This is a genomic window from Burkholderia sp. Ed8 (assembly GCF_040761425.1).
GTDB classification, from domain to species: domain Bacteria; phylum Pseudomonadota; class Gammaproteobacteria; order Burkholderiales; family Burkholderiaceae; genus Burkholderia; species Burkholderia seminalis.
In genome coordinates this window covers 673981-694275 of record NZ_CP142889.1, presented here as the reverse complement: position 1 = coordinate 694275, position 20295 = coordinate 673981, and the positions used below count along the sequence as shown (strand labels likewise).

Sequence of the window (20295 nt, the reverse complement as noted above, 5' to 3'; positions counted from 1 at the left end):
CCTGTGGTGTGAACGAGTTCGGGGAAACGGGCAGATCCGGCTGTCGGTCATGCGTCCGGAACCCGGTTGAAGACGACACGGGTTCCGGGCAGTGCCGGTCGCTAAACGGGCGGCGGCACGATGCGCACGGTCATTTCGCCGCGCGCCGGCCGACGGCGCCGAGCACCGCCACGAAGGCCGCTTCGTCCGCACGCAGGCCGCGCGGCGTCCGCTCGACCGCGAGCGCGGCGAGCGCACCTGCCTCGAAGGCGTCCAGCACGGCCGGATGGATGTAGCAGCGCCGGCACACGGCCGGCGTGTTGCGCAGCAGGTCCGCCACCGCGCGCACGGTCTCGACGATCTGCTTGCGCGCGTGCGTGATGCCGCGGTGCTCCACGCGCCGCAACAAGCCGAGTGCGTGCACGCTGCCGGCCCAGGTCCGGTAATCCTTCGCGGTGAAATCGGCGCCGCCGGCGTCACGCAGGTAGTCGTTCACGTCGGACGAGCCGACCGGATGGCGCGCGCCGTCGTCGTCCACGTACTGGAACAGCTCGTGACCGGGCAGCTCCGCGCAGCGCCGCACGATCCGCGCGACCCGCGCGTCGTCGACCGTCACGTCGTGTTCGATCCCGCTCTTGCCGGCGAAGCGCAGCCGCACCTGGCCGGGCTGGATCTTCAAATGGCGCTTGCGCAGCGTCGTCAGCCCGTACGAGCCGTTTTCCCGCGCGTATTCGGCGTTGCCGATCCGTGCGAGCGTGGTGTCGAGCAATCGGACGATCGTCGCGACGACCTTGTCGCGCGGCATGCCCGGCAACGCCAGATCACGCGCGACGCGCGCGCGGATGCGCGGCAGCGCCCGCGCGAAGGCGGCCATCCGCGCGTACTTGTTCGCGTCCCGCGTCTCGCGCCACAGCGGGTGATAGCGATACTGCTTGCGCCCGCGCGCGTCGCGGCCGGTTGCCTGCAGATGTCCGCGCGGGTCCATGCAGATCCATACGTCGGTGTACGCGGGTGGAATCGCAAGCGCGTCGATGCGGGCGATTTCGTCGGCGTCGCGAACCCGCGCACCGTCAGGTCCGTAATAGGCAAAGCCGTGGCGGAGCCGCCGGCGCGTATAGCCGGGGCGACGGTCGTCGACATGACGCAGGGGCCCGCCGGGCATGCGCGCATTCGGCCGCGATGTCGCGCGCTTCGTCATGCTGCGGCGCGTCGATCGACGCGTGTGCCGATCCGCGTATCGTCGGGCCGTGTTCCGGGAGGGCATCCTGCACGCATGTTCTGCTCCTGGTCGTTCGTCGGTTCGAGCCCCGGGGAGCAAGGATCGTGCGCCGATCCCGGCCCGGCTGCGGCCGCGATACCACGTGTGCGAACGAACACACGATGACGAAGGCGGCATTCGGCGGATTCGCCGAACGGAACATGGCGTGGCGGGCGAGTGCGTCGCAAACGCGGCCAGGGCCGGCTGTAACGGGCGGGGCGTGCGTTTAGGTGTTTATACGTATGCCGATTCCGATATCGCCTCAATCCAATATTTCATTGGAAGGTTATCGGACTTGTTCCTAGACTGATGCGGGGCATGCAGACCGGGCCGGCCGAACGCGCCGGCCGGCACCGGCCCCGCACCGCGTTCGCGCCATGCAGAATCAGAACAGCGCCGCGGCAGACAATTACATCATCGGAGACGGACCATGACATTCATCAGGAAGCTGGCGGCCGGTGCGCTCGTCGCCGCGGCGACGGTATGGGCGCCGGGCACGTTCGCCCAGCAGAAGCCGATCACGCTCGGGTTCTCGCAGGTCGGCGCGGAAAGCGCGTGGCGCACCGCGAACACCGTGTCGGTGAAGAGCGCGGCGAAGGACGCCGGCATCAACCTGAAATTCTCCGACGCGCAGCAGAAGCAGGAGAACCAGATTCGCGCGATTCGCTCGTTCATCGCGCAGAAGGTCGACGTGATCGCGTTCTCGCCGGTCGTCGAATCGGGCTGGGAGCCCGTGCTGACCGAAGCGAAGGCCGCGCACATCCCGGTGATCCTGACCGACCGCGCGGTCGACGTGAAGGATCCGTCGCTGTTCGTGACGATGATCGGCTCGGACTTCCTCGAGGAAGGGCGCCGCGCGGGCCACTGGATGGAAGAGCGCTACAAGAACGACCCGGGCCCGATCAACATCGTCGAGCTGCAGGGCACGGTCGGTTCCGCGCCGGCCAACGACCGGCGCGCGGGCCTGCTCGAAGTGATCAAGAACAATCCCAAATTCAAGGTGATCGCGTCGCAGAGCGGCGACTTCACGCTCGCCGGCGGCAAGCAGGTGATGGAAGCGTTCGCGAAGACCTACGGCAAGCAGATCAACGTCGTCTACGCACACAACGACGACATGGCGCTCGGCGCGATCCAGGCGATGGAGGAAGCCGGGATCAAGCCCGGCAAGGACGTGAGCGTCGTGTCGTTCGACGCGACGAAGGGCGGCTTCCAGGCGATGATCGCCGGCAAGATCAACGTCGATGTCGAATGCAGCCCGCTGCTCGGCCCGCAACTGATGAGCGCGGTGAAGGACGTCGTCGCCGGCAAGACGCTGCCCAAGCGCATCGTCACGAACGAGACCGTGTTCCCGATGAGCGTCGCCGCGCAGGTGATGCCGACCCGCAAGTACTGACCGGCCCGGCAGGTCCGGCTCGGGCCGCCGCATCGCGGCCGCCCGAGGATCGCAACCGCTTCGAGGGAGGCTGCATGGAGAGTCCGCCGGTGGTCGAGATGATCGGCATCGACAAGTCGTTTCCGGGCGTCAGCGCGCTGCAGCGCGTGAACTTCCGGCTGTTTCCGGGCGAGATCCACGCGCTGATGGGCCAGAACGGCGCGGGCAAGTCGACGCTGATCAACGTGCTCACCGGCGTGCATGCGCACGATGCAGGCGAGATTCGCGTCGGCGGCCGGCCGGTGCGCTTCGCCGCGCCGCGCGAGGCCGAGGCGGCCGGCATCCAGACGCTCTACCAGGAAGTGAACCTGTGCGCGAACCTGTCGGTCGCGGAGAACATCTTCGCGGGCCGGCAGCCGATGCGGCGCGGCGCGATCGACTGGAACGCGATCCATGCGCGCTCGCGCGCGGCGCTGGCCGAGCTCGACCTGTCGCTCGACGTCACGCGCTCGCTCGATGCGTATCCGATCGCCGTCCAGCAGATGGTCGCGATCGCGCGCGCCGTGTCCGTCGACGCGCGCGTGCTGATTCTCGACGAGCCGACGTCGAGCCTCGACGACGGCGAGGTCGCGCGGCTGTTCGACGTGCTGCGCCGGCTGAAGGCGTCGGGCATCGCGATCCTGTTCGTCACGCACTTTCTCGAGCAGACCTATGCGGTGTCCGACCGGATCACCGTGATGCGCAACGGCGAGCGCGAAGGCGAGTATCTGGCACGCGACCTGCCGGTCGATGCGCTGGTCGCGAAGATGACCGGCCGCGAACGGATGTCCGACACGCTGCAAGCCGGCGCGGCGGCCGTCGAGCGCACGGCCGGCGGCGCCGCGCCGTTCCTGTCGATGCAGCAGGTCGGCCGGCGCGGGATGATGAGTGCGCTCGATCTCGACGTGCGTCCGGGCGAAATCGTCGGGCTGGCCGGGCTGCTCGGCTCGGGGCGCACCGAAACCGCGCAACTGGCGTTTGCCGCCGAGCGCGCGGACACCGGCGCGATCGAGATCGACGGCGCGCGCACGCGGCTCGCGTCGCCGCACGATGCGGTCCGGCACGGCATCGCGTACTGTCCGGAGGATCGCAAGAAGGAGGGCATCGTCGCCGCGCTGTCGATCCGCGAGAACATCATCCTCGCGCTACAGGCGCGACGCGGCTGGTGGCGGCTGATCGGGCGCGCGCGGCAGCGCGAGATCGCCGAGACGTACATCGCCCGGCTCGGCATCAAGGCGCGCGACGCGGAGCAGCCGATCGGGCTGCTGTCGGGCGGCAACCAGCAGAAGGTGCTGCTCGCGCGCTGGCTCGCGACGGCCCCGAAGCTGCTGATCCTCGACGAGCCGACGCGCGGCATCGACGTCGCCGCGAAGTTCGACATCATGGAGCGCGTGCTCGCGCTGTGCGCGACCGGGCTCGCGATCCTGTTCATCTCGTCGGAGATCGGCGAGGTGGTGCGCGTGAGCCACCGGATCGCGGTGCTGCGCGACCGGCGCAAGGTCGCCGAACTGACCGGCGCCGACGCTTCCGAGGAGCAGGTGTACCGGCTGATCGCGGGAGGCCAGTCATGACGCGGCTGCGCACGCTGTTTCGTCATCCGCTCGCGTGGCCGGTGCTGACGCTCGTACTGCTGCTGGCGCTCGACGTCGCGTATCGTCCGGGTTTCCTGTCGATCGCGCTGCTCGACGATCACCTGTTCGGCGCGCCGATCGACATCCTGAACCGCGCGGCGCCGCTCGTGCTCGTGTCGCTCGGGATGACGCTCGTGATCGCGACGCGCGGGATCGACATCTCGGTCGGTGCGATCGTCGCGATTGCCGGCGCGGCCGCGGCGATCGTGCTCGATGCGGACCCGTCGCGGGTCGGCCTGGCGCTCGCGGCCGCGCTCGGTGTCGGGCTGCTGGCCGGCGCGTGGAACGGGCTGCTCGTCGCATTCGTCGGGATGCAGCCGATCATCGCGACGCTGATCCTGATGGTGGCCGGCCGCGGCGTCGCGCAACTGCTGACGGGCGGTCAGATCATCCCGATCGGCGCGCCGGGCTACCTCGCGCTGGGCGGCGGTTATCTCGCGACCGTGCCGTGCGCGGTGTGGATCGCGGCCGCGACGATCGCGGCGACCGCGCTGCTGGTGAACCGCACGGCGCTCGGGCTGTTCATTCGCGCGATCGGCGTGAACCCGGTCGCGACGCGGCTCGTCGGGCTGCGCTCGGGCGCGGTCGTGTTCGGCGTCTATCTGTGTTCGGGCGTGATGTCGGCGCTGGCCGGCATCCTCGCGAGCTCGAACGTGCGCAGTGCGGACGGCAACAACGCGGGCCTGCTGCTCGAACTCGACGCGATCCTCGCGGTGACGCTCGGCGGCACGTCGCTGCTCGGCGGCCGCTTCAGCCTCGCCGGCTCGGTGCTCGGCGCGCTGATCATCCAGACGCTCACCTACACGACCTATTCGATCGGCGTGCCGCCGGAGGCGACGCTCGTCGTCAAGGCGGTCGTCGTGATCGTCGTGACGCTGATCCAGTCGGACGCGGCGCGTGCGCTCGTCGTCCGGTTCGCGTCGCGACTGCTGCCTGCCGCGCGTTCGCGCGCCACCACCGGAGCGACGCCGCGATGAACCGATTCCTCGCACGGCTTGCCGACCCGCGCACGCTGCCGATCGTCGTGACGATCGTGCTGTTCGCCGCGCTGTTCGGCTTCGGGTCCGTGATGTACACGGGCTTCTTCTCGATGCAGGTGCTGACCGGGCTGCTCGTCGACAACGCATTCCTGCTGATCGTCGCGATCGGGATGACCTTCGTGATCGTGTCGGGCGGCATCGACCTGTCGGTCGGCTCGGTCGTTGCGCTGACAACGATCTTCTGCGCGGTCGGCGCCGAGCGGCTGCACTGGCCCGTGTGGGTGATCGTGCCGCTCGTGCTCGCGTTCGGCGCGCTGTACGGCGCGGCGATGGGCGCGCTGATCCATTACTTCCGTCTGCAGCCGTTCATCGTCACGCTGGCCGGGATGTTTCTCGCGCGCGGCGCGTGCTTCCTGATCACGACGCAGTCGATCACGATCAACGAACCGGTGTTCCATGCGATCGCGGGCATCAGCGTGCCGATCGGCGGCGGGATGCTGAGCGCGGGCGCGCTGATCGCGCTCGCGACGCTGGCCGTCGCGATCTACGTCGCGCATTTCACGCGCTTCGGCCGCAACGTGTATGCGATCGGCGGCAACGAGCGCTCGGCGCTGCTGATGGGGCTGCCGGTCGCGCGCACCAAGATCGGCGTCTACGCGCTGAGCGGCTTCTGTTCGGCGCTCGGCGGCGTGGTGTTCACGCTGTACGTGCTGTCGGGTTACGGGCTGCAGGCGCAGGGGATGGAGCTCGACGCGATCGCCGCGACCGTGATCGGCGGCACGCTGCTGACGGGTGGCGTGGGCTACGTGATCGGCTCGGTGTTCGGCGTCGGCATCCTCGGCACGATCCAGGTGCTGATCACGTTCGACGGCACGTTGAGTTCGTGGTGGACGCGAATCGTGATCGGCGCGCTGCTGTGCGTGTTCTGCGTGCTGCAGCGCGTGATCGAGCGGCATGCGACGCGGCGGCGCACGGGCGGCACGGGGCTCGGTGCGCTGCCGGCCGATGCGGCGCCGGCGGCACGGCCGGCCGGGACGGGCGAGGATGCGGCGCTGGTATCGGCGACGATGCGGCGCGTGTAGCGGATCGCGCGACAATGCGTGCGGCGCGGCGGCTCGACAGGTCGACGCCGCACGCCGCGTCATGCGCGAACGCCGACGCGGTATTGCGTGGTCTGCCGATAGACGGCGCCCGGTTGAACGATGACGTCGTCGCGCAGGTCGGCCATGTTGACCTGATCCGGAAAGCCGCCGGCCTCGACGCACAGCGCGGCGTGTCGCGCGCAGCGCGTGCCGCCGCTCACGCGCACGCCATCCAGATAGTTGCCCGTATAGAGTTGCAGGCCGCGCTGATCGGTCGACACGATCAGCTCTCGGCCGCTTTCCGGATCGTAGATGGTCGCGACCGGCCTGACCGCGTGCGCGCCGTCGCGCAGCACGAAGCAGTGATCGAAACCGCGCGCCCGCGCGAGTTGCGCGTGCGGCCAGTCGAGGCGCGCGCCGAGCGGCGCGCTCTGCCGGAAGTCGAACGCCGTGCCGGTCACATCGGCGGTGCCGGTCGGGATCAGCGCGTCGTCGACTTCGAGGAACGCGTCCGCGTCGATGCTCAGCACGTGGCCGCGTACGTCGCTGCCCGCGCGGCCGCTGAGGTTGAAGTAGCTGTGATTCGTCAGGTTGAGCGGCGTGGGTGCGTCGGTGACGGCGGTGTAGTCGATCGTCAGCGTGCCGTCGTCGTCGAGCGCGTAACGAACCTGCACGCTCACGTTGCCCGGAAAGCCCGCGTCGCCTTCGGGCGAATCGAGCTGCAGCGTCAGCCCGCCGCCATCGTCGACGACCGCCCAGCGCTGGCGGTGAAAGCCGTTCGCGCCGCCGTGCAGCAGGTTGTCGCGCTCGTTGCGATCGAGCCGGTAGTCGACGCCGTCGAGCGTGAAGCGCGCGCCGGCGATCCGGTTCGCCCACCGGCCGATCGTCGCGCCGAGGTAGACGCCCGAATCGACGTATTCGGCGGGCGTGTCGTGCGCGAGCACGATATCGGCGAAGCGTCCGGCACGGTCGGGTGCGAGCCACGACACGACGGTCGCGCCGAGATCGCTGACGACCACGCGCATCCCATGCGCGTTGCGCAGCGTATAGCGCCGCACCGCGTCGCCGTCGGGCAGCGTGCCCCACGGCTCGGCATGCACGCGTGCGGCGCCGGGCGCCCGGTGGAGAGAGTCGGTATCGATATGCATGGGCGGATTCGATGGGTAAAGGCGGCTTCAATGCGCGGCGATCGCGCGTTCCTGGTATTCGCGCGGCGTGCAGCCGAGTTCGCGCCGGAACACCGCGTACATGTACTGGAGCGACGTGAACCCGCAGCGGATCGCGACTTCGGCGCTCGACGCCTGCCGGCCGGCGAGCAGCGCCTGCGCCGCTTCGAGCTTGTGGCGCAGGATTTCCTGGTGCACGGTGCGCTGCAGTTCGCGCCGGAAGTGTTCCTCGAGCAGCGAGCGCGACACGCCGACGTAGTCGGCGACCTGCTCGGTCTTGATGCCCTGGCACGCGTACTGGCGGATGAAATGGCGTGCACGCATCACGTATGGGCTCGTGAGCGGCTGGTGGCGCGTCGATTCGAGCACGTTGATCCCGACGGGCGGCACGAGAATCCGCCGGTCGGGAAAACGCGCGCCGCGCAGCATCTGGTGCAGCAGGTGCGCGGCGGTCCGGCCCATTTCCTCGGTGCCCTGGATCACGGACGACAGCGGGATGCGCGTCAGCGTGCGGGTGAGCGGATCGTTGTCGATGCCGATGATCGCGACCTGTTCCGGCACCGCGAGGCCGGCGATCAGGCAGGCCTGCAGCAGGTGCCGCGCGCGCGCATCGGTCACCGCGATGATGCCGACGGGCTTCGGCAGCGCGTGCAGCCAGCCGATCAGCTGCTCGATCGCGTGGTTCCAGGCCGATGCGCTCGTCGACAGCCCGCGGTAGATCGGCGCGTCGAGCCCGTCCGCGCGCGCGAGCCGGTCGAACGCCAGCTCGCGCTGCTGCGCCCAGCGGTTCTGTTGCGCGACGGGCAGGCTGTACATCGCGAAGTGCGCGAGCCCGGCGCCGATCAGGTGCGTGTACGCGAGCGACACGAGCTTCGCGTTGTCGGTCGCGATATACGGCACGCCGTCCGGGTACTGCGCCGGATCCTCGTAAGACGAGCCGAGCGCGACGATCGGCAGCGGCGAGCCGGCGAGCGCGTCGGCCACGGCCGGATCGTCGAAGTCGGCCATGATGCCGTCGCCGTCGAAGTGCTCGATGCCGGCGAGCCGGCAGCGGAAATCGTCTTCGAGGAACAGGTCCCACACCACGCGCGTCGAGCGCAGGTACTGGCCGATGCCGCTGATGATCTCGCGGTCGTAGACCTTGTTGGCGTTGAACAGCAGCGCGATGCGGTGCGGTGTCTGGCTGGAAGGGGCGCGGTTCATCTCGGTCTCGAAGCGCGCGCCGTGCGGGACGTCGCGCCGTTGTCTCCGGGGGCGCGGGGTGTGCCGCGCGGTGGTCGGGTGTCCGGCGATTGTAGGACGGAACGCATGCCGTGCGCAGCGCGCTGGCAAGAAACGTTAAGCGTACTGCGCAATTTCGCAATTGCGGGCGGGCAGGCGCACGGGCACGATCCAGCCAGATCGAATCCGGCCCGCGTGCCCACGCGCCGCGCGCCGCACCGCAACAAGAAACCGCACGGAGACACCATGTCGTATTTCGAACAGATTCCCGCGATTCGCTACGAAGGTCCGCAATCGGACAACCCGCTTGCCTACCGGTATTACGACCGCGCGAAGCAGGTGCTCGGCAAGACGCTCGAGGCGCATCTGCGCATCGCGGTGTGCTACTGGCACACGTTCGTGTGGCCGGGCCACGACATGTTCGGCCAGGGGGCGTTCCGGCGGCCGTGGCAGCAGCCGGGCGATGCGCTCGAGCGGGCGCGGCAGAAGGCGGATGCGGCGTTCGAGTTCTTCACGAAGCTCGGCACGCCGTTCTACACGTTTCACGACACCGACGTCGCGCCGGAGGGCGACAGCCTGCGCGAGTACGTCGAGAACTTCGCGCGGATGACCGACTACCTCGGCGAGCGTCAGCAGGCCACGGGCGTCCGGCTGCTGTGGGGCACCGCGAACCTGTTCTCGCATCCGCGCTTCGCGGCGGGCGCGGCGACCAACCCGAATCCCGACGTGTTCGCGTGGGCGGCGACGCAAGTGCGTCACGCGCTCGATGCGACGCACCGGCTCGGCGGCGAGAACTACGTGCTGTGGGGGGGCCGCGAAGGCTACGAGACGCTGCTCAATACCGATCTCGTGCGCGAGCGCGAGCAGTTCGCGCGCTTCCTGTCGATGGTCGTCGAGCACAAGCACCGGATCGGCTTCACCGGCGCACTGCTGATCGAGCCGAAGCCGCAGGAGCCGACCAAGCACCAGTACGACCACGACGTCGCGACCGTGCACGGTTTCCTCACGCAGTACGGATTGCAGAACGAGATCCGCGTGAATATCGAGGCGAACCATGCGACGCTCGCCGGCCATTCGTTCCATCACGAGATCGCGAACGCGTTCGCGCTCGACGTGTTCGGCAGCGTCGACGCGAATCGCGGCGATCCGCAGAACGGCTGGGACACCGACCAGTTTCCGAACAGCGTCGAGGAACTGACGCTCGCGTTCTACGAGATCCTGCGCCACGGCGGTTTCACCACCGGCGGCATGAACTTCGACGCGAAGGTGCGCCGCCAGAGCGTCGATCCGGAAGACCTGTTCCACGGCCACGTGGGCGCGATCGACGTGCTCGCGCTGGCGCTGGAGCGCGCTGCCGTGCTGGTCGAGAACGACCGGCTCGACGCGCTGCGCCGGCAGCGCTACGCGCAATGGGACAGCGCATTCGGCCGCGAGATCCTGGCGGGCGGCTACACGCTGGAGTCGCTCGCCGCCGACGCGCTCGCGCGCGGCGTGAATCCGCAGCATGCGAGCGGCGGGCAGGAGCGGCTCGAGAACATCGTGAACCAGGCCATCTACGGGCTGCGTTGACGCCATGTATATCGGAGTCGACCTCGGTACGTCGGGCGTGAAGGCCGTGCTGCTCGACCGCGACGGTGCGGTGCGGGCCAGCGCGAGCCAGGCGCTGACGGTGAGCCGGCCGCGGCCGCGCTGGTCCGAACAGGCGCCGCGCGACTGGTGGGACGCGGCGTGCGGTGCGCTGGCGGCGCTGGTCGCCGACGCGCGCGCGGCCGGCATCGATCCGCACGACATCGGCGCGCTCGGGCTCACCGGGCAAATGCACGGCGCGACGCTGCTCGATGCGCGGGGTGACGTGCTGCGCCCCGCGATCCTGTGGAATGACGGCCGCGCGGACGTCGAGTGCGCGGAACTCGAGCGGCTGGCGCCCACGTTACGTGCCGTCGCCGGCAATCTGGCGATGCCCGGTTTCACCGCGCCGAAACTCCTGTGGGTGCGCCGGCACGAGCCGGACGTATTCGCGCGGATCGCTCACGTGCTGCTGCCGAAGGATTATCTGCGCTACCGGTTGACCGGCACGTTCGCGACCGACCCGTCGGATGCGGCCGGCACGCTGTGGCTCGACGTCGCGAAGCGCGACTACGACGACGGGCTCCTGGCCGCATGCGGGCTGTCGCGCGCGCAGGTGCCCGCCGTGTTCGAGGGCAACCGCATCGCCGGCACGCTGCTGCCGGGCGTTGCACGCTCGCTCGGGTTGCGCGAGATTCCGGTCGTCGCGGGCGGGGGCGACAACGCGGCCGGCGCGGTGGGCGTGGGCATCGTGCGGCCCGGCGACGCGCTGCTGTCGCTCGGCACGTCGGGTGTCTATTTCGCCGTGTCGGACGGGTTTCGCGCGAATCCCGAATCGGCGGTGCACAGTTTCTGTCATGCGTTGCCGCACACCTGGCACCTGATGTCGGTGATGCTGAACGCGGCCGGCTGCATCGATTTCACCGCGCAACTGGCCGGGTACGACGGCGTGGCCGCGCTGCTCGCCGACGCGCAAGACAACGCGCGCGCGGAGCGCCCGTGGTTCCTGCCTTATCTGAGCGGCGAGCGCACGCCGCACAACGACGTGAATGCGAAGGGCGTGTTCTACGGGATGACGCCCGATACGCGGCGCGCGGATCTCGCGAACGCGACGCTCGAAGGCGTCGGCTTCGCGCTGCTCGACGGGATCGACGCGCTGCATGCGGCCGGGCTCGCGCCGGACGGCATCACGGTGATCGGCGGCGGCTCGCGCAGCGCGTACTGGACGCAGATGCTCGCCGATCTGAGCGGCCGCGCGCTGACCTTGCGCGCGGGCGGCGAAGTCGGTCCGGCGCTCGGCGCCGCGCGGCTCGCGCATCTCGCGCTCGAACCGGAGGCGCCGCTCGACGCCGTGTGCCCGCAGCCGCCCGTCGTCGCGGTACGGGAGCCCGACATGGCGCGCCACGCGTGGTATCGCGACGCGCGGCGTCCGACGTTTCGCGCGTTGTACCGGGCGCTCGAACCGGTGTTCGCGGCAGGCGCGTAACGCGCCGCACGAAGCCGTGCCGCGCGGTGGCAAGACGATGGGTGAGCGGCTTCGGCGGCTGCCCGGCGTTCGTGACGTTGTCCAATAAAGAGAGGAATGGAGACATGAAATCCGTGAAACGTCGTACCGTATTGAATGCGCTGGCCGGCGCCGCCGCGCTGGCGGTCTTCGCGCTGGGCGCGCCGCTCGCGCATGCGAGCAAGGACAAGCCGGAAATCGGCTTCTGCATCGACGACCTGCGCGTCGAGCGCTGGTCGCGCGACCGCGACTATTTCGTGGCCGCCGCCACGAAGCTCGGCGCGAAAGTGTCCGTGCAGTCCGCGGATGCGAGCGAGGAGCGGCAGATCTCGCAGATCGAGAACCTGATTTCGCGCGGCGTGGACGTGATCGTGATCGTCCCGTTCAATTCGAAGACGCTCGGCAACGTGGTGGCCGAGGCGCGCAAGGCCGGCATCAAGGTGGTGTCCTACGACCGGCTGATCCTCGACGCCGACGTCGATGCGTACATCTCGTTCGACAACGAGAAGGTCGGCGAACTGCAGGCGCAGGGCGTCGTCGACGCGAAGCCGAAGGGCAACTACTTCCTGCTCGGCGGCGCGCCGACCGACAACAACGCGAAGATGCTGCGCGAAGGGCAACTGAAGGTGCTGAAGCCGGCGATCGATCGCGGCGACATCAAGGTCGTCGGCCAGCAGTGGGTGCCGGAGTGGAGCGCGTCGACCGCGCTGCGGATCGTCGAGGATGCGCTGACCGCGAACAACAACCGGATCGATGCGATCGTCGCGTCGAACGACGGCACCGCGGGCGGCGCGATCCAGGCGCTCGCCGCGCAGCATCTGGCCGGCAAGGTGCCGGTGTCCGGGCAGGATGCGGATCTCGCCGCCGTCAAGCGCGTGATCGCCGGGACGCAGACGATGACCGTCTACAAACCGCTCAAGCTGATCGCGAGCGAAGCGGCGAAGCTCGCGGTGGATCTCGCCAAGGGCACGAAGCCCGCGTTCAACGCGCAGTACGACAACGGCAGGAAGAAGGTCGACACGGTGCTGCTGCAGCCGACGCTCCTGACCAAGCGCAACGTCGACGTCGTCGTGAAGGACGGCTTCTATACCCAGGCACAGCTGGCGAGCCAGTAACGGCGCGGTGCGCGGGCGGCCCACCGGCGCGTCCGCGCGCACACTGCGAGGCATGAGCGAATGACCGAACCCTTGCTGACGATGCGCGGCATCGTCAAGGAATTCGACGGCGTGAAGGCGCTCGACGGCATCGACCTGATGGTGCGGCCGGGCGAGTGCGTGGGGCTGTGCGGCGAGAACGGCGCGGGCAAATCGACGCTGATGAAAGTGCTGTCGGGCGTGTATCCGCACGGCACGTGGGACGGCGAGATCCGCTGGGAGGGCGCGCCGCTCGTCGCGTCCGGCGTGCGCGACACCGAGCGTGCGGGCATCGTGATCATCCACCAGGAATTGATGCTCGTGCCCGAACTGTCGGTGGCCGAGAACATTTTCCTCGGCAACGAGATCACGCTGCCGGGCGGGCGCATGAACTTCGCGGCGATGGTGCAGCGTGCCGAGGCGCTGCTGCACGAACTGCGGATCGACTCGATCAACGTCGCGCAGCCGGTGATGAACTATGGCGGCGGGCACCAGCAACTGATCGAGATCGCGAAGGCGCTGAACAAGCGCGCGAAGCTGCTGATCCTCGACGAGCCGTCTTCGTCGCTGAGCGCGTCCGAAACGCGCATCCTGCTCGACATCGTGCGCGACCTGAAGCGCCGCGGCGTCGCGTGCGTATACATCTCGCACAAGCTCGACGAGGTCGAGGCGGTGTGCGACACCGTGACCGTGATCCGCGACGGCCGTCACGTCGCGACCGAGCCGATGCGCGCGCTGACGACCGACCGGATCATCGCGATGATGGTCGGCCGCGAGATCCGCGATCTGTATCCGCGCGAGCCGCACGATATCGGCGAGGTCGTGCTGGAGGCGCGCCACGTGACCTGCCGCGACGTGACGAACCCGCGCCGCAAGCGGGTCGACGACGTGTCGTTCAGCGTGCGGCGCGGCGAGATCCTCGGCGTCGCGGGGCTCGTCGGCGCGGGCCGTACCGAGCTGATGCAGGCGATCTTCGGCGCGTACCCGGGCGCGTGCACGGCGACCGTGCTGATGAACGGCCGGCCGTTGTCGATCCGGACGCCTGCCGATGCGATCCGCGCCGGCATCGCGATGGTGCCCGAGGACCGCAAGCGTCACGGCATCGTGCCGCAGCTCGGTGTCGGCCACAACATCACGCTGGCGGTGCTGCGGCGCTTCGCGGTGCGCGGCCGGATCGACGCGGCGGCCGAGCTGGATGCGATCCGCACCGAGATGCAGCGGCTGTCGGTGCGCGCCGCGCATCCGTTCCTGCCGATCGCGAGCCTGTCCGGCGGCAACCAGCAGAAGGCCGTGCTCGCGAAGATGCTGCTGGCCGAGCCGCAGGTGCTGATTCTCGACGAGCCGACGCGCGGCGTCGACGTGGGCGCGAAGGCCGAGATCTACCGGCTCGTGTTCGCGCTCGCGAAGCGCGGCGTCGCGCTGATCGTCGTGTCGTCGGAAATGCCGGAGGTGCTCGGGCTCGCCGATCGCGTGCTGGTGATCGGCGAAGGCGAGCTGCGCGGGGATTTCGTCAACGAAGGCCTCACGCAGGAACAGATCCTCGGCGCCGCGCTGAAATCCGGCCGGCGGCCGACCGAACCCACCGCAGCGAGTGCGACATGAATCCAGAACTTTCCTCTTCCACCCCGGCGACGCAGGACGCGGAGGCGCGCCGTTCAAGCGGCCACGACGCGGTGCACGCCGCGGGCCGCCCGACCGGCAGCCAGCTTCGCCAGGTCTTCGTGCGCTACAAGATCCTCGCGCTGCTGCTCGCGGTCGCGGCGATCTGGGCCTTCTTCTCGGTGCTGACCGACGGCGCGTTCGTCACGCCGCGCAACGTGTCGAATCTGCTGCGGCAGATGTCGATCACCGGCATGCTCGCCTGCGGGATGGTGTTCGTGATCATCGCGGGCGAGATCGACCTGTCGGTCGGCTCGCTGCTCGGGCTGCTCGGCGGCGTCGCGGCGATCCTCGACGTGAACCGCCACTGGCCGGTCGCCGCGACGGTGCCGGCGGTGCTCGCGCTCGGCGTGCTGATCGGGCTCTTCAACGGCTGGTGGTCGACCTACCGGCGCGTGCCGTCGTTCATCGTCGGGTTGGGCGGGATGCTCGCGTTTCGCGGGATCCTGCTCGGCGTGACGGGCGGCTCGACGATCGCGCCGGTGTCCGACGGCTTCGTGTTCCTCGGGCAGGGCTACCTGCCGCGCATGGCCGGGGACGGCCTCGCGCTGCTGCTGTTCGCGCTCGTCGCGCTGCTGGTCGTGCGCCAGCGCGGCACGCGGCGACGCTACCGCCTGGCGGTCGCGCCGCCGTGGCAGGACGCCGTCAAGATCGTGGGCGCGGGCGCGGTGCTGTTCGCGTTCGTCGCGACGCTCGACCGCTACGGCGGCATCCCGGTGCCGGTGCTGCTGCTGCTCGCGCTGCTCGGCGTCTTCTCGTGGATCGCGACGCAGACCGTGTTCGGGCGGCGCATCTACGCGGTCGGCTCGAATCTCGAGGCGACGCGACTGTCGGGCGTCGACACCGACCGCGTGAAGCTTGCGATCTTCGCGTTGATGGGGCTGATGTGCGCGTTCGCCGGCATCGTGAACACCGCGCGGCTCGCGGCCGGCTCGCCGTCCGCGGGCACGATGGGCGAACTCGACGCGATCGCCGCGTGCTTCATCGGCGGCACGTCGATGCGCGGCGGCTCGGGCACCGTGTACGGCGCGCTGATCGGCGCGTTGGTGATGGCGAGCCTCGACAACGGCATGTCGATGCTGGACGTCGACGCGTACTGGCAGATGATCGTCAAGGGCGCGGTACTGGTGCTGGCGGTGTGGATCGACGTGGTGTCGCGGTCGAACCGGCGGTGACGCAGCGTGCGGCCGCCCGTCAACGGGAGAGGGACATGAAACGGAACACGGTGCCGATGCCCGGCATCGCCATGCTGGCGGCGCCGGCACACGTAGCGCCGGCCGTCGAACCGGGCCGCGGGCCGGTGCTCGGCCTGGGCGATCCGCGCGACCGCCGGATCATCGCGGATGCATTGCGCACGCTGTTGCGCGAGCGCTCGGAAGCGCTCGCGTTCGCGATGCGCGTCGCGCGCGAGCACGATCGGCCGACGCCGGACGCGAACGATTTCGCGCTGACCGACATCATCCGGCTCGCGCGCATCGTCGAGCGCGCGGAGCGCGTCGGCGGCGCCGTGAGCGAGGCTGCGCACGAGGGCATGCGCTGACGCGCGGAACGGGGGGCGCAACACCGTTCGGGCGGTCGGCGTGACTCGATGCGCTCGCGCCGCGTGTGTTCCGCATCGTGCGCGGGCCGTTACGGCAGCGGCGCACCCCACGCCGCGGTCACGTCGCCGCCGAGCCGCCACTCGCTGAACGGGCGGCGCGGCGCGATGATCGCGGGCAGCCGGCGATCGCCGAAGCGTGCGTAGTACGGCTCGACCCAGCTCAGTTCGTCGCGGAACGTCCACGGGAACAGGTCCTGCCTGACCGGCGTGATCTTCCTGAAGCTGTCGGGGTTCTCCACCGCGTCGATCACGAGGTTGGCCAGGCGGCCGATCGCGCCGCCGTTCTCGCGGTACAGGTCGATCTTGCGCCGGTGCACGAGCTCCGCCGCGAACACGAGCGGCAGCAGCGCGAAGGTGTGATAGTGCAGCGCGCGGTTGCCGCGCTTGACTTCCCGCGCCAGCGAACCGTCCGCGGCGATGTCGCGGATTCCTTCGCGCACGCGCAGCAGGCCCGAGTCGATCAGGCTCGCGTTGTCGGTCACGGTGCCGATGGCGATCAGGTCGAGGCCCGCCCAGTACACGAGGTTGTTGTGCAGGCGGTTGATTGCCTCCGAATCGCGGGTGGCGATCGCGATGCGTTCGAGCCACGGGTCGATCGCGTTGAATGGCGCGCGGTTCGCTTCGCGCACGCCGGGCGGCATGCGCAGGATCACCATCGCGAAGTCGGTGCCGGCCCACGAACGCTCGAAATATCCCTGATAGCCGGAGATCTTGCCCATCAGCGCATCCGATTGCGCCCAACTGTCGAGCAGCGTCAGCGCGCACGACCAGTCGGCGCGTTCCGCCGCGGCGTTCAGCTTCGCGACGAAATCGCGCATCGGCTTCACGTCGCGCGCGTAGCCGGTCGGGTCGTCGTAGTAGCCGGGCGGATCGATCGTCCGCACCGGGGCGGGCACGTCGCAGGCGCGGCTCGCGGACGCGGCGCCGAACAGCGCACCGGCGGCGAACAAGGCGACGGAGAGTCTTCGGAAGGCAATGGCGCGCATGCTGTCCTCGAGGGGAAGGGGCGGGAGTGTCGAGCCGCAGGCAGTCTAGCGCTTGGTTCTTTCAGCGGCCTTTCCCGATGGCGACCGTTGCCGTCCGGCGCGACGCGTCGTATTCGCGCGGGTCCCGGCGTCGTATGCTTTACGTTATCCTGTCGCCCTCGACCGCATGCCCGATCCGATGAAGCGTCCGCCGTTCTCCACTCAACTCGTCATGCTCTGGGCGCTCGTCGCGGCGCTCTGCGCGACGCTGGTCGCGGTCGTCTGGGTCATGGCCAGTTCCGCCGAAGGGCAGCAGATCGCCGGTGCGCGGGCCGCGGGCGCAGCGGCCTGCGAAGCGGTCGCGTCGCGTTACGATACGTCCGCGCCGGCCGGCGCGCAGCCGGATGCCGCGCTGATGCATGCGATCCTCGATATCGTCCTCGCGCGCGCGCCGGACATGGAAGGCGGTTTCTGGACGGCGGGCGGCGGCGCCGCGGCGAGCGGTTTTCTCGCGTATTCCTTTCCCACCTATCAGGGCAGCGGCATCAAGCGCGACGTGCCGGACGCGGAAACGCCGCTGATTCTCCGCACGCTGCGCGCGGCCGCCGCGACGCGCGCCGCGACGTCGAACGCCGTCGAGGGCGCGCAGGACGCCGTGATCGCGGCGGCGTGCCCCGTCCGCGCCGGATCGGGCCTGTTCGTCTGGATGCTGACGCGCGCCCGCCCGCCGCTCGGCCGGCACGGCGAGCTGCTGGCGCTGGGCCTCGCCGGCGTGCTCGCGGTGATTCTCGCGATCGCGGCGGCGCTGGCCATCGGATTGCGCCGCTGGAAGCGCAATCTCGCGCGGATCGAGACCGGGCTCGGGCCCGACGGTCGCGAACCGCACCTGCCTTACGTCGGCGAGTCGGATCTCGACCGGATCATCGAGGCGTTCAACGCGCGCGCACGGCGTGCCGAACACCTGCAGCAGCAGGCCGCCGAACTCCGCACGCGGCTCGCGCAGGCGGAACGCTTCGGGATGCTGGGCAAGCTGGCCGCCCAGGTCGCGCACGAGATTCGCAACCCGATGGGCGCGATGCGGCTGAAAGCCGAAAACGCGCTGGCCGGCGACAGCGGGCGGCAGCAGGATGCGCTGCGCGTGATCCTGGCGCAGATCGAACGCATCGATGCGCAACTGTCCGGCCTGCTTGCGCTGACGCAGCCGGTCAGCCCGCATGCGACGCGGGTCGATGTCGACGTGTGGCTCGCGCAGGTCGTCGACGCGCACCGCGAGCTGGCGCAGCGCCGGTCGATCGAGCTCGCATGGTCGCGCGGCGAGCCTCGCGAACGCGTGGCGGAGCCCGCCGGTTTCCCCGTGTTCGATCCCGACCAGATGCGCCGCGCACTGGACAACCTGGTGCTCAATGCGCTGCGCCATGCCGGCGACGGCGGCGCGGTCACGCTGACCGCCGCGCGTCGCACCGATGCCGGACGCGACTGGCTGAGGATCACCGTGTCGGATACCGGCCCCGGCGTTCCCGCCGAGCAGCGCGACCGCATTTTCGAGCCGTTCGTGACGGGACGGGCGGACGGCACGGGCCTCGGTCTTGCGGTCGTCCGCGAAGTCGCCGCGGCGCACGGCGGCCAGGCCTGGCTCGACGACGTGCCGCGCGGCGCCTCCTTCGTCATTGAAATCCCATGGCAACCATCCTCATAGTCGACGACGACGCGGCGTTTCGCGACGGCCTGGCCGAGACACTCGCCGATCTCGGCCATCGCGTCGTCGAAGCGGAGGCCGGGCAAGCGGCGTTGAGCGTGCTGCGCGATGGCGTCCGCGTCGATTGCATCTTTCTGGATTACCGCCTGCCCGACCTGGACGGGCTCGCGGTGCTCGCGCAATTGCGCGACGATCCCGCGCTGGCCGCGATTCCGGTCGTGATGCTGACCGCCCATGCGACCAGCGACAACACGATCGACGCGATGCGGCTTGGCGCGTTCGATCACCTGACCAAGCCGATCGGGCGCCGCGACATCGCGCAACTGCTCACGCGCGTCGTGTCCGCGAACACGCCGCCGGCGGCCGCCGAGCCGCACGGCGACGGGTTCGCGCGCGAACCCGTGTCGACCCGCCCCCGGCTGCTGGGCGTGAGCGCCGCGATGCGCGACGTGCAAAAGCAGATCGGCCGCGCCGCGACGAGCGACGCGACCGTACTCGTCACCGGCGAGACGGGTGCCGGCAAGGAAGTGGCGGCCCGCGTGCTGCATGCGGCGTCGGCGCGGCATGCGCAGCCGTTCGTCGCGGTCAACTGCGCGGCGATTCCGGCCGATCTGCTCGAAAGCGAATTGTTCGGGCATCGTCGCGGCGCGTTTACCGGCGCGCATGCCGATCGCGCCGGACGGCTCGTCGAGGCCGACGGCGGCACGCTGTTTCTCGACGAGATCGGCGACATGCCCGCCGCGATGCAGGCCAAGCTGCTGCGCGCGTTGCAGGAGCGCCAGGTGACGCCGCTCGGCGCGGATCGTCCGACGGCGATCGACATTCGCGTGGTGGCCGCGACGCACCGCGATCTTGCCGCGGCGGTCGCGAACGGCACGTTTCGCGAAGACCTGTTCTATCGCCTGAACGTCATTCCGCTGCACTTGCCGCCGCTCGCGGAGCGCGTGGCCGACATCCTGCCGCTGGCCGCGCATTTCCTGGCGGGGGCGGCAGGCGCGCGTGCGTTGCACCTGACGAACGACGCGCAGCGGGCGTTGCTCGATCATTGCTGGCCCGGCAACGTCCGGGAACTGCGCAACGTGATGGAGCGGGCGGCCGCGCTGGCGCCCGGGCCGGCCATCGGTGCGGCCGATCTCGGGCTGGCCGCCGTGCCCGCGCTTCAGAACGGCAGCGACACGCTCGCGCTGCCGGCCTCGCTGTTCGACCTGCCGTTGCCCGATGCGCTGGCGGCGGTCGAGCGCGCCGCGATCCTGCGCGCGCTCGAGCGTGCGAACGGCAATCGCGCCGAGGCCGCGCGGCAGCTCGGTATCGGCCGGCAATCGCTCTACGCGCGCATGGCTCATCTGGGGATCGAGCGCGACGACTAGCCGCGCCGATGTGACTGTCGGAATCTCCGACAACGGCGGGTGAAACATGTCGGGAATCCCGACACGTCTTGCACGGT

Annotated in this window: 16 protein-coding genes; 12 read left to right on the top strand and 4 right to left on the bottom strand. The window is 69.8% G+C overall.

Annotated features, from left to right (window positions below):
* Window positions 1–130 precede the first annotated feature (130 nt).
* Window positions 131–1177, bottom strand: a complete 1047-nt coding sequence (locus VXM69_RS37320) for a DNA topoisomerase IB (RefSeq protein ID WP_051701119.1) — start codon at window positions 1175–1177, stop codon at window positions 131–133.
* A gap of 490 nt (window positions 1178–1667) precedes the next feature.
* Here VXM69_RS37320 and VXM69_RS37315 point away from each other — a divergent pair, with 490 nt between their 5' ends.
* The 4 genes from VXM69_RS37315 (at window position 1668) to yjfF (ending at window position 6341) form a co-directional block, all read left to right on the top strand.
* Window positions 1668–2630 (top strand): ABC transporter substrate-binding protein, encoded by a 963-nt coding sequence (locus VXM69_RS37315; RefSeq protein ID WP_006405299.1) that lies wholly within the window; start codon window positions 1668–1670, stop codon window positions 2628–2630.
* Window positions 2631–2704: 74 nt separating this feature from the next.
* Complete coding sequence (locus tag VXM69_RS37310; RefSeq protein ID WP_124608709.1) at window positions 2705–4219, top strand: sugar ABC transporter ATP-binding protein; 1515 nt, start codon at window positions 2705–2707, stop codon at window positions 4217–4219.
* Window positions 4216–5256 carry an ABC transporter permease gene (locus VXM69_RS37305; protein WP_367190474.1) on the top strand — a complete coding sequence of 347 codons (1041 nt, stop codon included), beginning with the start codon at window positions 4216–4218 and terminating at the stop codon, window positions 5254–5256. The genes VXM69_RS37310 and VXM69_RS37305 overlap by 4 nt, the downstream gene beginning before the upstream one ends.
* The gene (yjfF, locus tag VXM69_RS37300; RefSeq protein WP_124608711.1) at window positions 5253–6341 is read left to right on the top strand and encodes a galactofuranose ABC transporter, permease protein YjfF; all 1089 of its coding nucleotides are present in this window, start codon (window positions 5253–5255) and stop codon (window positions 6339–6341) included. Before VXM69_RS37305 ends, yjfF begins: the two co-directional genes overlap by 4 nt.
* Before the next feature lie 59 nt (window positions 6342–6400).
* Here the strand turns inward: yjfF and VXM69_RS37295 are convergent, their stop codons facing one another.
* Both VXM69_RS37295 and VXM69_RS37290 read right to left on the bottom strand, forming a co-directional pair.
* On the bottom strand, window positions 6401–7489 hold the full coding sequence (locus tag VXM69_RS37295; RefSeq protein WP_226229156.1) for an aldose epimerase family protein: 1089 nt from the start codon (window positions 7487–7489) through the stop codon (window positions 6401–6403).
* Window positions 7490–7516: 27 nt separating this feature from the next.
* The gene (locus VXM69_RS37290; RefSeq protein ID WP_034191844.1) at window positions 7517–8710 is read right to left on the bottom strand and encodes a DNA-binding transcriptional regulator; all 1194 of its coding nucleotides are present in this window, start codon (window positions 8708–8710) and stop codon (window positions 7517–7519) included.
* A 264-nt stretch (window positions 8711–8974) separates the two neighbouring features.
* Between VXM69_RS37290 and xylA the strand changes: the two genes are divergently transcribed.
* From xylA to VXM69_RS37260, 6 genes are all read left to right on the top strand, one after another.
* Window positions 8975–10297: a xylose isomerase gene (gene xylA / locus VXM69_RS37285; RefSeq protein ID WP_367190473.1), complete on the top strand. Its 1323-nt coding sequence runs from the start codon at window positions 8975–8977 to the stop codon at window positions 10295–10297.
* A gap of 4 nt (window positions 10298–10301) precedes the next feature.
* Window positions 10302–11780 (top strand): xylulokinase, encoded by a 1479-nt coding sequence (gene xylB, locus VXM69_RS37280; protein ID WP_367190472.1) that lies wholly within the window; start codon window positions 10302–10304, stop codon window positions 11778–11780.
* Between the two features lie 104 nt (window positions 11781–11884).
* Entirely contained in the window at window positions 11885–12913 is a 1029-nt protein-coding gene (gene xylF, locus VXM69_RS37275; RefSeq protein WP_034191842.1) for a D-xylose ABC transporter substrate-binding protein, read from the top strand.
* Between the two features lie 60 nt (window positions 12914–12973).
* Entirely contained in the window at window positions 12974–14533 is a 1560-nt protein-coding gene (gene xylG / locus VXM69_RS37270; RefSeq protein WP_034191841.1) for a D-xylose ABC transporter ATP-binding protein, read from the top strand.
* Window positions 14530–15765 (top strand): sugar ABC transporter permease, encoded by a 1236-nt coding sequence (locus VXM69_RS37265; protein WP_124670020.1) that lies wholly within the window; start codon window positions 14530–14532, stop codon window positions 15763–15765. Before xylG ends, VXM69_RS37265 begins: the two co-directional genes overlap by 4 nt.
* A 35-nt stretch (window positions 15766–15800) precedes the next feature.
* Window positions 15801–16130 carry a hypothetical protein gene (locus VXM69_RS37260; RefSeq protein WP_233622743.1) on the top strand — a complete coding sequence of 110 codons (330 nt, stop codon included), beginning with the start codon at window positions 15801–15803 and terminating at the stop codon, window positions 16128–16130.
* An 89-nt stretch (window positions 16131–16219) separates the two neighbouring features.
* Here VXM69_RS37260 and VXM69_RS37255 read toward each other — a convergent pair whose 3' ends face one another.
* Entirely contained in the window at window positions 16220–17176 is a 957-nt protein-coding gene (locus VXM69_RS37255; RefSeq protein ID WP_069704857.1) for a mannuronate-specific alginate lyase, read from the bottom strand.
* 178 nt (window positions 17177–17354) lie between these two features.
* On the opposite strand from VXM69_RS37255, the gene VXM69_RS37250 reads away from it, so the two are divergent.
* Window positions 17355–18851 carry a HAMP domain-containing sensor histidine kinase gene (locus VXM69_RS37250; RefSeq protein ID WP_069704969.1) on the top strand — a complete coding sequence of 499 codons (1497 nt, stop codon included), beginning with the start codon at window positions 17355–17357 and terminating at the stop codon, window positions 18849–18851.
* Window positions 18833–20218 carry a sigma-54-dependent transcriptional regulator gene (locus tag VXM69_RS37245; protein ID WP_367190471.1) on the top strand — a complete coding sequence of 462 codons (1386 nt, stop codon included), beginning with the start codon at window positions 18833–18835 and terminating at the stop codon, window positions 20216–20218. The genes VXM69_RS37250 and VXM69_RS37245 overlap by 19 nt, the downstream gene beginning before the upstream one ends.
* Window positions 20219–20295: the final 77 nt, after the last annotated feature.

Bases quoted from the DNA above. Each gene is read 5' to 3' on its own strand.
- VXM69_RS37320 (WP_051701119.1), bottom strand. From the start codon at position 1,177: ATGACGAAGCGCGCGACATCGCGGCCGAATGCGCGCATGCCCGGCGGG.
- VXM69_RS37315 (WP_006405299.1), top strand. From the start codon at position 1,668: ATGACATTCATCAGGAAGCTGGCGGCCGGTGCGCTCGTCGCCGCGGCG.
- VXM69_RS37310 (WP_124608709.1), top strand. From the start codon at position 2,705: ATGGAGAGTCCGCCGGTGGTCGAGATGATCGGCATCGACAAGTCGTTT.
- VXM69_RS37305 (WP_367190474.1), top strand. From the start codon at position 4,216: ATGACGCGGCTGCGCACGCTGTTTCGTCATCCGCTCGCGTGGCCGGTG.
- yjfF (WP_124608711.1), top strand. From the start codon at position 5,253: ATGAACCGATTCCTCGCACGGCTTGCCGACCCGCGCACGCTGCCGATC.
- VXM69_RS37295 (WP_226229156.1), bottom strand. From the start codon at position 7,489: ATGCATATCGATACCGACTCTCTCCACCGGGCGCCCGGCGCCGCACGC.
- VXM69_RS37290 (WP_034191844.1), bottom strand. From the start codon at position 8,710: ATGAACCGCGCCCCTTCCAGCCAGACACCGCACCGCATCGCGCTGCTG.
- xylA (WP_367190473.1), top strand. From the start codon at position 8,975: ATGTCGTATTTCGAACAGATTCCCGCGATTCGCTACGAAGGTCCGCAA.
- xylB (WP_367190472.1), top strand. From the start codon at position 10,302: ATGTATATCGGAGTCGACCTCGGTACGTCGGGCGTGAAGGCCGTGCTG.
- xylF (WP_034191842.1), top strand. From the start codon at position 11,885: ATGAAATCCGTGAAACGTCGTACCGTATTGAATGCGCTGGCCGGCGCC.
- xylG (WP_034191841.1), top strand. From the start codon at position 12,974: ATGACCGAACCCTTGCTGACGATGCGCGGCATCGTCAAGGAATTCGAC.
- VXM69_RS37265 (WP_124670020.1), top strand. From the start codon at position 14,530: ATGAATCCAGAACTTTCCTCTTCCACCCCGGCGACGCAGGACGCGGAG.
- VXM69_RS37260 (WP_233622743.1), top strand. From the start codon at position 15,801: ATGAAACGGAACACGGTGCCGATGCCCGGCATCGCCATGCTGGCGGCG.
- VXM69_RS37255 (WP_069704857.1), bottom strand. From the start codon at position 17,176: ATGCGCGCCATTGCCTTCCGAAGACTCTCCGTCGCCTTGTTCGCCGCC.
- VXM69_RS37250 (WP_069704969.1), top strand. From the start codon at position 17,355: ATGAAGCGTCCGCCGTTCTCCACTCAACTCGTCATGCTCTGGGCGCTC.
- VXM69_RS37245 (WP_367190471.1), top strand. From the start codon at position 18,833: ATGGCAACCATCCTCATAGTCGACGACGACGCGGCGTTTCGCGACGGC.